The sequence below is a fragment of the Propioniciclava sp. genome, from assembly GCF_036744435.1.
GTDB lineage: Bacteria > Actinomycetota > Actinomycetes > Propionibacteriales > Propionibacteriaceae > Propioniciclava.
Map to the genome: position 1 here is coordinate 5,118 of NZ_DAIOIA010000014.1, position 12,531 is coordinate 17,648.

At 69.4% G+C, this 12,531-nt stretch carries 11 protein-coding genes; 6 read left to right on the forward strand and 5 right to left on the reverse strand.

Annotated features, from left to right (window positions below):
* Positions 1-2: 2 nt before the first annotated feature.
* Positions 3-1,709, reverse strand: coding sequence for an FAD-binding oxidoreductase (locus V7E09_RS03255; RefSeq protein WP_324510876.1), 1,707 nt, complete (start codon positions 1,707-1,709; stop codon positions 3-5).
* Positions 1,706-2,497, reverse strand: coding sequence for an SDR family NAD(P)-dependent oxidoreductase (locus tag V7E09_RS03260; protein WP_324510877.1), 792 nt, complete (start codon positions 2,495-2,497; stop codon positions 1,706-1,708). The genes V7E09_RS03255 and V7E09_RS03260 overlap by 4 nt, the downstream gene beginning before the upstream one ends.
* A gap of 69 nt (positions 2,498-2,566) precedes the next feature.
* On the opposite strand from V7E09_RS03260, the gene V7E09_RS03265 reads away from it, so the two are divergent.
* The 4 genes from V7E09_RS03265 (at position 2,567) to pip (ending at position 7,263) form a co-directional block, all read left to right on the forward strand.
* Complete coding sequence (locus tag V7E09_RS03265) at positions 2,567-4,792, forward strand: HAD-IB family phosphatase (RefSeq protein ID WP_324510878.1); 2,226 nt, start codon at positions 2,567-2,569, stop codon at positions 4,790-4,792.
* A gap of 130 nt (positions 4,793-4,922) precedes the next feature.
* Positions 4,923-5,807 carry a GTP-binding protein LepA gene (locus tag V7E09_RS03270; protein WP_324510879.1) on the forward strand — a complete coding sequence of 295 codons (885 nt, stop codon included), beginning with the start codon at positions 4,923-4,925 and terminating at the stop codon, positions 5,805-5,807.
* A gap of 43 nt (positions 5,808-5,850) precedes the next feature.
* Positions 5,851-6,216: a DUF6547 family protein gene (locus V7E09_RS03275; protein WP_324510880.1), complete on the forward strand. Its 366-nt coding sequence runs from the start codon at positions 5,851-5,853 to the stop codon at positions 6,214-6,216.
* 57 nt (positions 6,217-6,273) lie between these two features.
* A complete protein-coding gene (gene pip, locus V7E09_RS03280) occupies positions 6,274-7,263 on the forward strand; it encodes a prolyl aminopeptidase (protein ID WP_324523017.1) in 990 nt (329 codons plus the stop codon).
* Between the two features lie 97 nt (positions 7,264-7,360).
* On the opposite strand, the gene V7E09_RS03285 is transcribed toward pip, so the two are convergent.
* The 3 genes from V7E09_RS03285 to V7E09_RS03295 are packed head-to-tail and all read right to left on the reverse strand — an operon-like array spanning position 7,361 to position 10,028.
* Complete coding sequence (locus tag V7E09_RS03285) at positions 7,361-8,356, reverse strand: transketolase family protein (RefSeq protein WP_324510882.1); 996 nt, start codon at positions 8,354-8,356, stop codon at positions 7,361-7,363.
* Positions 8,356-9,258 (reverse strand): transketolase, encoded by a 903-nt coding sequence (locus V7E09_RS03290; protein ID WP_324510883.1) that lies wholly within the window; start codon positions 9,256-9,258, stop codon positions 8,356-8,358. The genes V7E09_RS03285 and V7E09_RS03290 overlap by 1 nt, the downstream gene beginning before the upstream one ends.
* The gene (locus V7E09_RS03295) at positions 9,255-10,028 is read right to left on the reverse strand and encodes an SDR family NAD(P)-dependent oxidoreductase (protein ID WP_324510884.1); all 774 of its coding nucleotides are present in this window, start codon (positions 10,026-10,028) and stop codon (positions 9,255-9,257) included. The genes V7E09_RS03290 and V7E09_RS03295 overlap by 4 nt, the downstream gene beginning before the upstream one ends.
* Positions 10,029-10,226: 198 nt before the next feature.
* On the opposite strand from V7E09_RS03295, the gene V7E09_RS03300 reads away from it, so the two are divergent.
* Both V7E09_RS03300 and V7E09_RS03305 read left to right on the forward strand, forming a co-directional pair.
* A complete protein-coding gene (locus V7E09_RS03300) occupies positions 10,227-11,594 on the forward strand; it encodes an MFS transporter (RefSeq protein ID WP_324510885.1) in 1,368 nt (455 codons plus the stop codon).
* 94 nt (positions 11,595-11,688) lie between these two features.
* Complete coding sequence (locus tag V7E09_RS03305; RefSeq protein ID WP_324523018.1) at positions 11,689-12,354, forward strand: GntR family transcriptional regulator; 666 nt, start codon at positions 11,689-11,691, stop codon at positions 12,352-12,354.
* Positions 12,355-12,531 lie beyond the last annotated feature (177 nt).

A 12,531-nucleotide genomic window follows, 5' to 3' on the forward strand; every position in this document is an offset into this window, starting at 1 on the left:
CGTCAGGAGAGCTGGTCGAAGAGCGTCACCGGCGCGTCGATGACCTTGCCCGGGTTGAGGTGAGCGCCCGGATCGGTCGCCTCGAACAGCGTCCGCATGATCGCGACCCCTTCGGCCGAGACGACCTGCTCCATCCACGGCGCGTGCTCCATGCCGACGCCGTGGTGGTGCGACAGCGTCCCGCCTGCGTCGACGAACGCCTGCTGGATCGACGACTTCACCAGGGCGTACTCGGCGTCGGGGTGCTCGCCCACCTTGAACGCGAACGTGAAGTACAAGCAGGCGCCCGCGTGGTAGGAGTGCGACAGGTGGCACATCACCCAGCCGGTGCGATCCAGCTGCGCGAACGCCTTCTGGGCGGCCGCGTACACGGCCCGGTGGACGCCGTTGAGCTTGGACCAGGGCGCCGCGGTCTCCGACACGTCACCCATCACGTCTTGTTCGAGCAGAAAGTCGCGCAGGTAGGGGGTGTCGAACTTCTTCTGGTCGTACAGGGCTCCCGGGCCGGTGCCCAGGGACAGGGCGCCGTGGCTGCGCGCGATCTTGTCGACCGCCTTGCGGCGCCGGGAAACATCGTCGGCGGAGCCCTCGAGGCACACGTAGCTGATGCACATCTGGTCGGTGTCCCAGCCACGACGACGCATCAGCGCCCACAGTCCGGCCTGCGCAGCGGCCTCGACCTTCTTCTTGACGGTGGTCGCTGCCTTCTGGGTGGCCAGCGAGAACCCCGTCTCGTTGCCGTCGGAGATCCGCACGAACGTGGTCGGCACCTCCTCGGCGGCGATCTGACGGATCGCGTCGACTGCGGGCTTCCAGGCGGGGTACATGTATGCGACGACGACGCGCTCGGCGGGCAGCCGGTGCACCTGCAGCCACAGTTCGGTGATGACGCCGAGGCGTCCCTCCGAGCCGATGAACATCTCCCGCAGCGACGGGCCGGTCGACTCGCTGGGCACCGGCCGCAGCGTCACCGTCCCGCTGGGACGCACCACCGTCATGCCGCGGACGATGTCGGCGATGTCGCCGTACTTGTCGGACTGCATGCCCGAGGAGCGGGTCGCCGCCCAGCCGCCCACCGTGGAGTGCGTGAACGAGTCGGGCATGTGCCCCAGCGTCCAGCCGCGGTCGTTGAGGGCTTCCTCCAGGGCGGGGCCCTGCATGCCGCCGCCGACGCGGGCCAGGCCGGAATCCTCGTCGAGCTCGCGCAGACCGTCCAGCAGGCCGGTGTCGAGCGAGATGATCGGCCGGGTCTCGGCCGGGTCGAGTTGCAGGGAGCGGGCGATGTTCGTCCCGCCGCCGTACGGCACCACGACGGCGTCCTGCTCGACGGCGGCGGTGAGCACCCCGGCGACCTCGGCATCGCTGGCCGGGTAGACGACGACCTCGGGCAGGCGCCCGTAGTCGCCGCGGCTGACGTGCAGCAGTTCGGTCACCGAACTGCCGTGCCCGTGCACGACCCGCTCATGGGGATCGACGGTGACGTGGTCGGGTGAGGTCGCCGCGACGAGGGCGTCGCGCAGGCTCATCGGCAGCGGGGAGTCGGGCACGGTCGTCGGGTCGAACGCGATGGTGTCGACCTTGCGGGGACGCAGGTCGACGGCGAGGGCCTTCTTCACGAAGGGCGCGAAGCCGGGCTTGTTCAGGTAGTTGAAGAACACGCCCTCCTCGCCCCAGCCCCACCACTTCATGTGCTTGACGTCGGGTGTCATGCCCGGTCTCCTTCCACAGCCGGACGCGCGCCGCGCCGTCCGGAGATCTTCGATGAGAGGGAACGCATCAGGCCACCGGGCAGCAGGCGCAGCACGGTGGCAAGGATCTTGTACCGCATAGACGGCACCGACACGACGCGGCCGCGGGCGGCGTCGCGCAACGCCTCGGTGGCGATCTGGTCGGGGCTCAACCACAGCACGGCGGGGACCTTGGACCGCTTCGTGCCGCCGTGGGAGTGGAACGCGGTGCGGACCCAGCCCGGCAGCACCGCCGTCACCGTGACGCCGGTGCCCGCGAGTTCCCCGGCCAGCACCTCGGAGACGGCCAGGGTGTACGCCTTCAACGCCGAATAGGAGTCCTGCCGGGTCAGCGCGGACACCGAAGCGACGGTGATGATCGTGCCGCTGCCCCGCTCCACCATGGCGGGCGCGACGGCCGCAGCCAGGACGCGCGGGGTCCGTCCCATCGCCTCGTAGGCGCGGTCGGCCAGGTCGTCGTCGCCGCCGACCAGCGGCGTCTTGAGCGAGAAGCCGGCGTTGTTGACCAGGAAGTCGATGTCACCTGCCCGCAGCCGGGCGGCTACCCGATCCACGTCGTGGCGCACGCTCAGGTCCGCGACGAGGGTCTCGACGCCCACGCCGAAGGCGGTCCCGAGGTCTGCAGCAACCGCGGCGAGGCGTTCGGGGTCGCGTGCGACCAGGATCAGGGGATGGCCTTTCCTGGCCAGCGTCCGGGCGAAAGCGAGCCCGATGCCGGAGGTGCCGCCGGTGATGAGCGCTGCCCGCATGAGAGGTCACGCTACATTACGCTCCTCGTGCTGAGGCATCCCCCCGGGTGCTTTGGGAAGGAGCCCCCCATGCCCGACCAACCTGTGAACGTCCTGCTGACCGGTGTGACCGGCTTTCTGGGACAGGCCGTCTTGGAGCGGCTGCTGTCCTCCACCGACGCCACCATCACCGCCGTCGTCCGCCCCAAGGGCAGCCAAACGGGTCGCGCCCGGCTGGATCGCCTGCTCCGCAAGCCGGTGTTCGCTTCCTGGCGCCGCAGCGTCGGGGACGCCGAGGCGCAACGGATCTTCGCCGAGCGCACGGCCGTCCTCGAAGGCGACCTGTCGACGCTGGAGCGGATCGACGTGCCGGTGGACGTGGTGGTGCACTCGGCGTCCACCGTGTCCTTCGATGCGCCGATCGAGGAGGCGTTCGCCAACAACGTGGGCGGCCCCGAGGCGTTGTACCGCGCGTTGACGGCGTCCGGGCTCGACCCGCACGTCATCCACGTGTCGACCTGCTACGTCGGCGGCATCGCGAAGGGGCTGCGTCCCGAATCGTCGGTCGATCACGAGGTCGACTGGCGGGCCGAGCTGCAGGCCGCACGGGTGGCGCGCGCGGAGGCGGAGGCGGCCTCCCGCACCCCGGAGATGCTGCAGACCTTCATCGATCAGGCGACCGCGGGGCACGGCAAGGAGGGCCCCAAGACGGTGGCGCGCGCCTCGGAGCAGGCCCGCGTCGACTGGATCACCGCCCGGATGGTCGAACTCGGCCGCACCCGCGCCCGTTCTGTGGGCTGGACGGACGTCTACACGTTCAGCAAGGCGCTGGGGGAGCGGGTCGCCGAGCAGGAATGGGCCGGGCAGGGACACCGGCTCTCCATCGTGCGCCCCTCCATCATCGAGTCGGCGCTGCGGCACCCGGTGCCGGGCTGGATCGACGGCTTCAAGGTCGCCGATCCGCTGATCATGGCCTACGCGAAGGGCAGCCTGCCCGAGTTCCCGGGCCTGCCCGATTCGGTGCTGGACGTCATCCCCGTCGACTACGTCGTCAACGTGGTGCTCGCCTTGGCGAAGCTGGGCCATCAGGGCCCCGACCGCGCCGAGACCGGCTACTACCAGGTGTGCTCCGGCGCCTCGAACCCACTGCCCTTCCACCGCATGCACGCCGAGGTGCGGGCCTACTTCCTGCAGCATCCCCTCGAGGACGACAAGGGGCGTCCGATCGTCGTCCCGACGTGGCGGTTCCCGGCCAACAACGCCGCGGAACGTTCGCTGCGGCTCAAGGAACGCGTCTCCGCGGTCGGCTCCCGGATCGGGGCCGCGCTGCCGTCGAACCCGCTGACGCAACGGTGGAGCAGTTCGCTGCACCGCATGGAACGCGGCCTGGGGTCGCTGCGCACCTACGTGGATCTGTACCAGAGCTACACCCGCACCGAGATGCTGTTCGACGACCAGCAGACCCGCGCGCTGGGGGCCAAGCTCCCGGAGGGGACGCCGCTCGAGGAGACCTTCGACGTCCGCGACATCGACTGGACGCATTACTGGCAAGACGTCCACCTGCCCGCAATGACGTCGCTGGCGAAGGTGCACGCCCGGGCGTCCAGCGCCCGCAAGGCGTCCCGGTCGCAGGCCCGGCCGCTGGAATCGGGCACCGACGTGGTGGCGGTGTTCGACCTGGAGGGCACCGTCCTGCCCAGTTCTCTGGTCACCCAATATCTGTCGATCATGCGGTTCATCCGGCCGGTGGGGCAGTTCCCCGGCGAACTGGTGGACCTGGTGAGTAAGACGAACGTCTACCTCAAGGCGGAGCGCCGCGACCGCGGCGAGTTCGTCCGGGCGTTCAGCCGCCGCTACGCGGGGACCCGGGTGGCCGACGTCGAGCGGGCCGTGGAGGGGCCGTGGGGCGAGGCGCTGGTGCGCTCGCTGCGTCCCGGGGCGCTGGCCCGGATCGAGCAGCACCGGGCGGCGGGTCACCGGACCGTGCTGGTGACCGGTTCGCTGGATCTGTTCGCGGCCCCGCTGGCGTCCTTGTTCGACGAGGTGGTCGCCTCCCGCATGGAGGTCGCTGACGGCACGCTGACCGGCTACCTGGCCACGCCTCCGCTGGTGGACGAGGCCCGCGCCCAGTGGCTCAAGGACTACGCGGAGCGGCACGGCCTCGACCTGACCCGCTCGCACGGGTACGGCGACTCGGTCGCGGACGTGAGCTGGTTGCGCCTGCTGGGCCGCCCGGTGGCGGTCAACCCCGACCTTCCGCTCTACCGGGTCGCGAGCCGCCTGTACTGGCCGATCGAGGACTGGAAGCGCAGCTGAGGGACGCCTCGCGAGGTGAGTGAGTGGGACAGCCCGCAAAGAGGAGGTGCCCTGAGGCTGACTAGAGCGATCGTTCCAGTGGGTGGGCACGGGCTGCGAATCCGGCCGGGGGCGTGCTTACCATGGGCGCGTGGCCCGCTCCCGTTTGATCACCGACGCGACGCTGCTCGCGCATGTCAACAAGCTGGGTGAAGACCATCCTCCGATCCGCATGGACTCGGTCGACTTCACCGTCAACAATCCCGACGTGCTGCGGACGCGGTTCGCGGGTGTCTTGGACTACCTGGCGCGCGTCGAGTTGGAGGTCGAGCGCAACGTCCTCGAACTGCTCACGATCATGCCCAACCCGTCCGAAGCCGACAAGGTGTTCTACTCCGACGTCTGGTACGACCAGGAGATCGCCCACGGGCAGATCCTCGACGAACTGAAGCGCCGCATCGACCTGCCGGAGGCGGAGCCGCTGCTGCAGGTCGGGTTCGCGGTCCAGGCGCTGGGAGCGCTGGCGAAGTGGGAGCCGATCCAAGACGTGGCCCGCACCATCTACTACTTCACCGGGGCCTCCACCGAGCGGCAGGCCGTGCTGGCCTACAACGCGTTGTCGAGTCAGCTCGACGAGATGGGGGAGCTGGCCGTCCGGGACACCATCATCAACCAGATCAAGCGCCAGGAGCCCGGCCACTTCGCCTTCTACCGGATGAGCGCGGAGAAGATCACCACCGACGGCACTCTCAAGCCCTGGCAGCTCTACCTGGCGCGGGTGCTGCGCGAGCACTCCTACGAGCTGGTGGGCACCCACAACGACCCCCAGCATCAGGCGACCATGGGCGAGGTCATCGACGTGCTGGGGTTCAGCGGCCAGCTGGAGGTCTTCGCCAAGGAGATCGGACGCCTGGAGGCGAAGCTGTTGTGGGCCAACCGGCAGGGCATGGAGTTCCCGCCTTACGTGCTGCGTGCCCTGCGCGAGAGCGTGGAGATGTACCGGGAGCAGGGCTCCTTCATGGCGCGGCTCGCCTGAGCAGGGGCTGCCCTGACGCCGCGGGGCCGTGCATGATGGAGCCATGACCGAGCACGATTCCCGCTGGCTGTATCGGCAGATGATCGACGCGATGGTGGTGGCCTGCCTGCAGGGCCCCGGCCGGGTCTCGGCCGAACGGATCAGGGTCGGGGTGTGGAATCCCAACGCGGACGCCGACACCGACCCCAACCAGGTGCTGATGAACGGGCTGCTGGACTCCCTGGAGGAGTCCCATCGTCAAGCACTGTCAGCGCTGTTTGCCGAGGAGTTTGCCTCGGGCATCTTCAACGCGCTGTCAGTGTTGACCGCCGCGCATCTTGAACCGTTCCACGAGGGGTACGAGGGGGATCCCTCGGATGACTTCTTGGGCCGGATCGACGGATCGTCGTGGCCCGGGGACGCCCGCTGACGCGACCTGCCTCACCTACCTCAGTTCCGCCCGCCGCCTGGTGGCAGGATCGGAGCCATGGAGACCAACCCCCTGCGGCCCGCACGTACCCTCTACCCGCCCGTCGAGCCTTATGAGACCGGCATGCTCGACGTCGGCGATGGCCAGCAGCTGTACTGGGAGGTGTCCGGAAACCCCGACGGCAAGCCGGCCGTGTTCCTCCACGGTGGCCCGGGCGGGGGAACAGCACCCCAGCAGCGGCAGTTCTTCGATCCCAAGAAATACCGGATCGTCTTGGTCGACCAGCGCGGCTGTGGCAAGTCGACCCCGCACGCGTCGACGCCCGGCATCGACATGAGCGCCAACACCACAGGGCACCTGGTCGGCGACATCGAGAAGTTGCGGGAGCATCTCGGCGTCGAGGAGTGGCTCGTCTTCGGCGGGTCGTGGGGGAGCGCCCTGGCGCTCGCCTATGCCGAGATGCACCCCGACCACGTCAGCGAACTCGTCCTGCGCGGCATCTTTACGCTGCGGCGGCCCGAACTCGACTGGTTCTACAACGAGGGCGCCTCGTTTATCGCGCCGGAGCGCTGGGAGTCCTACCTCGAAGCCCTCCGCGACTCTGACGGCACGGTCTACGAGGGTGACTTCATCCAGCGCTACAACGAGATCTTGTTCGGCGACGACCTTGAGGCCGCCCGTCGCGCCAGCGTCGCCTGGACCACGTGGGAAGGCACCACCACCACGCTCATCCAGGACGAGGACAACGCTTCGCACTACGCCGAGCCCGACTTCGCGCTTGCTTTCGCCCGCATCGAGAACCACTACTTCGTCAACGGTGGCTTCTTCGAGGAGGGGCAACTGATCGGCAACGCCCGCGAGCTCGCGACGATCCCCGCCGTGATCGTGCAGGGACGCTACGACATCTGCTGCCCGGCGCGCACGGCGTTCGACCTGCACCAGGTCTGGCCGGAGGCCGACTATCGGGTCGTGCTGGCCGGGCACAGCGCGTTCGAGCCGAACATCGTCGCGGAACTGGTGCAGGCCACCGACCGCTTCGCCCTCTGATCCTCAGTGGAGCCGACCGCTGGCCGGGGCAGCCGCGTGCAGAGCGACGCGGTGGCGTCTCGACACGGACGGGTCGAGACGCCACCGCGTCGGTTGGTCAGCGAGCGCTGCCCTCAGACAGCACCCGCGCCACGACGGCCTGGGTGGACAGGCCGTAGCGGTCGTGCAGGGTGGGCAGGGCGCCCGCGTCGAGGAAGGCGTCCGGCAGGCCGATCGCGCCGACCTTGCGGCCGATGCCCCGCTTGATCAGGGCGCTGGCCACCGACTCGAACAACCCGCCGACCACGGTGTGGTTCTCCAGCGTGTAGGCCGGGCGGTCGGTGTCGACCTGGGCGACGACGGTCTCCTCGTCGAACGGCTTCAGGGTGGGGGCGTGCACCACGCACACCTCGACGCCCTTCTTCGAGAGTTCCTCTGCGGCTAACAAGGCGCGCATCGTCATCAGGCCGGATGCCACGAACACGACGTCGTCGCCGGGCCGGACCACCTTCGCCTTGCCGAGCTCGAACGTGTAGTCGTAGTCGTCGAGGATCCGGGGGACCGCCCCGCGCAGCAGACGGGTGTAGGTGGGGCCCTCGGTGGCGGCGAGCTGCGGGACGGCCTGTTCGATGTCGACCGCGTCGCACGGGTCGACGATGATCAGGTCGGGCATGCCGCGCAGGATGGCGACGTCCTCGGTGGCCTGGTGGCTGGGGCCGTACCCGGTGGTCAGGCCGGGCAGGGCGGAGACCAGGTTCACGTTGAGCTTCGGCTCGGCCATGTCCAGGCAGATGAAGTCGTAGGCGCGCCGGGTGGCGAACACGGAGTAGGTGGACGCGAACGGGATCAGCCCGGTCTGGGCCATGCCGGCGGCGGCCATCATCATGACCTGCTCGGCCATGCCCATCTCGAAGAACCGGTTGGGGTATTCCCGGGCGAAGATGTGCATGTCGGTGTACTTGCCCAGGTCGGCGGTCAGGCCGACGATCCGGTCGTCGGCGGCCGCTAGCGCGTTGAGCGCGTGGCCGAACGGCGCCTTGGTGGTGCGGACGCCGGGGTCGGCGATCGAGGCGATCATGGCCGCCGAGCGCAGCGGCGCGGTGGTGGTGCTCATCACTTCTCCTCAGCGTTGTAGCCCGCGGTGAGCTCGACCCGGCAGGGCTCCCACTCTTGCGCGTCGATCTTCATGAAATGGAGCTTCTCGCGGCTCTCCAGCCGCGGGACGCCCTTGCCCAGCTTCGTGTCGCAGATGATCATGTGCGGCTTGCCGGTGGGGGAGGACTGGGCGACCGCCTCGTCGAAGGCCCGGATGAGGGCTGCGGGATCGTTCCCGTCGACCCGCTGGGTGTGCCACCCAAAGGACGCCCAGCGCTCCTCCTGCGGCTCGTTCGCCATGATCTCCGCGGTCTTGCCGTCGGCCTGGAGGCCGTTCATGTCGATCAGGGCGATCAGGTTGCCGAGCTGCCAGTGAGAGGCGCTCATCGCGGCTTCCCAGGTGGAGCCCTCGTTGATCTCGCCGTCGCCGAACAGCACGACGACCTTGGGATCCTTGCCCTGGTGGCGCAGGCCGAGCGCCTGCCCGACGCCGAGCCCTAGGCCGTGGCCCAACGAGCCACCGGAGATCTCCACGCCGGGGGTGTAGGTGCACATGGCCGACATGGGCAGCCGGGAGCCGTCGGCCGCGTAGGTGGCGAGCTCCTCGCGGGGGATCACGCCCGCCTCGGCGAGCGCCGCGTAGATGGCCAGCCCGTAGTGGCCGATCGACAGCAAGAACCGGTCCCGCTCGGCCCAGTCCGGGTCCAGGGGGCGGTAGCGGAGCTGGTCGATATAGATCGCGGCGAGGACGTCGGCGATGCCGAGCGCCTGCCCGACGTAGCCCTCGCCCTGGGCTTCGCCCTCGTCCAGCACGTTGAGCCGGATCTGGTAGGCGGCCGCTCGCAGCCGGGCGACGCGGTCGGCCAGGGGAAGCTCGCGCGCGGGCTCGTGGGTGCGCACAGGTTCGGTGATGGTGCTCATGCGATGTAGCTCCCGCCGTTGATGCTCTGGGTGGTTCCGGTGATGTAGGCGGCGTCCTCGCTGGACAGCCACACGTACAAGGCGGCGATCTCCTCGCGCTTGGCTTGGCGCTTCAGCGGGATGGCCGCCGACAGCGCCGCCTCGTTCTCATCGGTCGACCCGACGCGGATGTCGGTGTCCACCGCGCCGGGCGCGATGCAGTTGGAGGTGATGCCGTGGGTGGCCAGTTCGCGGGCCAGGCCCTTGGTGAGGCCGATGACGCCCGCCTTGGCGGCCGCGTAGGCCGTCTTGGAGAACACGCCACCGCCGTGCTGGGCCGTCACCGAGGACATGTTGACGATGCGGCCGTACCCGCCCTCGATGAGCAGCGGCACGAAGGCGCGGCAGATCAGGAACGAACCGGTGAGGTTGACGCCGATGACGCGGTTCCATTCCACGAGGGTGAGGTCGAGGAAGTCGGGCGGGGAGGCGACCCCGGCCACGTTGGCGATCGCCCCGAGCGGGGGCAGCGCCGCGGCCTGGTAGGTGGCCAGGGCGGCGGCCACCGAGTCCTCCTCGGCGACGTTGCAGCCGATCCCCACGGTGGGGACGCCGTACTGCGAGGCGATCGAGGCGGCCTTCTCCGCCACGACCGCCGCGTCCAGGTCGAGCAGGGCGACGGCCCAGCCTTCCTGGGCGTAGCGCTGCGCCGTGGCGTAGCCGATGCCCCGATCCGACGCGCTCCCGGTCACCAACGCGGTGCGCTGTCCTACTCCTGTCTGAAAGCCCATCGGCTCAGTCCTCTCCATCCGCCCGGCCTCCTCGGTGAGGCCGTGCGGCTCCACCCTGACACGTCAAACGTCAACAGTCAACGGTTGGGTGTTGACAATGGGGGTGTTGGTCTTGCACGCTGAAGCCATCGACACTGGCGCCGAGCCCCCTCCCAAGGACGGGACGCAGGGGCGCGCCTCCAAGGGAAGGCTTGACCCATGGGTGAGACCCAACTCGACATCCGAGGCCCGGTGCACGGGACCAAGGACGTCGGCCGCGCAGCGCTCGGCTCGACCGCCGGCGCTGTCATCGAGAGCTACGACTTCATCGGCTTCGGCACCGCCGCCGCGCTCTACTTCGGTACGGCGTTCTTCCACGCCGAGGACCCGATGGTCGGGGTGCTCGCCTCCTTCGCGACGCTGGGTGTCGGCTTCGTCGCCCGCCCGCTCGGCGGCATCATCGGCGGCCACCTCGGCGACAAGGTGGGCCGCAAACCCGTCCTGGTCGCGTCCTTGCTCATCATGGGTCTGGCCACCTTCGTGATCGGGCTGCTGCCCACCTATGCGATGGTCGGGGCGTGGGCCCCCGCGCTCCTGGTGGCGGTGCGGATCGTCCAGGGCCTGGCCTATGGCGCGGAATGGGGCGGCGCCATCTTGATGACGTACGAGCACAGCCCCTGGAACCGCAAGGGCAAGTACACCGGCTGGGTGCAGGCAGGCTTCCCGATCGGCCTGCTGCTGGCCAACCTGGTGTTCCTCGTCTCGGTCCATCTGCCCGGCGACTGGGCCTGGCGCGTGCCCTTCCTGTTCTCCATCGTCCTGGTCGCGGTCGGCATGGTCATCCGCTCCAAGGTCCCCGAGTCGCCCGTCTTCGACGAGGCCAAGGAGGCCGGCGAGCTGCTCAAGTCCCCCATCAAGGAGGTCATCCGCAACGACTGGCGCAACATCCTGCGCGGCATCGCGCTGCGGATCGCCGAGACGGCCGGCTACGCCGTCGCCATCACCTACATGATGAGCTACGTCACCACCACGGTCCTGCCCGACGGCAGCCACCTGGGGGACAAGGACGACACCATCTTGGCGTTGTGCATCGCCGCGGCGATCGGCATCTTCGCCACCTGCGGCTGGGGCATGCTGACCGACCGCATCGGACGCAAGCCGCAGTACGTCGCGGTGACCGCCTTCAACATCGTGTGGGCCTTCCCCATGTTCCTCCTGGTGAACACTGGGAGCCGGGTCCTGCTGATCGTCGTCTTCATCGTCTCCTACGTGATCAGCCAGAACGCGCTGGCCGGATCCCAGGGGACCTGGTTCCCGGAGCTGTTCGACGCGAACGTGCGTTCCTCGGGAGCCTCGCTGGCCTACCAGATCTCGGCCATGATCTCGGGCATCACCCCGTTCGCCACCACCTTGCTGTTCCTGCAGTTCGGCTGGGTCGGGCCGGCAGCCCTGTTCGCCGCCTACTCGCTGCTCGGCCTGGTCGCGGCGCTGGTCACCCGCGAGACGTGGCCCAAGGCCACCCGAGAGGCGGTGGCGCGAATCGTCGCCGAGACGCCGCAGGACGCCAAGGTGCCCGCCGCGCACTGACCCCACGGACGCATGCCGCGACGGTTCGACGAGAGCACTCGGCGAGCCGTCGCGCCGCGTCGGGGCGTAGGCGACCATTCGATAGCCTGACTCCGTGCCTTCTACCTCCCGGCGGGTCAACCGCCTCACGCTCCGCGAGCAGGTCTTGGAGAATCTGCGCGACGCCATCATCACCGGTGAGTTCCGGGCGGGGGCGGCGCTGACGGAGATGGACCTCGCGGAGCGCTTCGACGTCAGCCGCGGCACGGTCCGGGAGGCCCTGCGGACGCTGCAGAACGCTGGCCTGGTCACGGGTGGGCCCCGCGGCGCCCAGCACGTCCACACCCCCGACGCGCGCGAGATCTGGGAGGTGTACCGCGTCCGCGCAGCGCTGGAGGCGCTGGCCGTGCGCGAGGTCATCGCCTCGCCGCAGCACGCCGACTACGCGGAGCAGTTGCGCCAGGCGTTGCCCACAGACCAACCGGGGCAGACCTTCGTCGAGGCCCTCAACGTCGACCTGGCTTTTCATGAGCAGCTCTGCCGGCTGAGCGGGAACCAGACACTGCTGGCGTCCTGGAAGCGGCTGGAGGATCAGATGCGGATCGTCTTGCTCTCCTCCGGCCGGGCCGAGCCCCTGGAGTTGATGGGGCGCGCGCATCACCTGCCCATCGTGGACGCGATCGAGGCGGGCGATCTGGACGAGGCCACCGAACTCGTCTATCGCCACATGGACGTCGCCGCCGATCAGTGGTCCTCGGACTGGCGTCAACGGACCTCCTGACCCGGCACGGCTTCCGGACCCGTGCGTCCCGCAACGGCGGTGGGCCGGGTGTTCAGGGTCGGGACGCGGCCCTCGTGCGCCGACCGCGCGCGAACACCGTTCCCAGGTAGACCGCCGAGCCGCCCCACACCAGCACCAGTCCCACCCAGTAGGAGGGGCTGACGACCTGGCCGAACA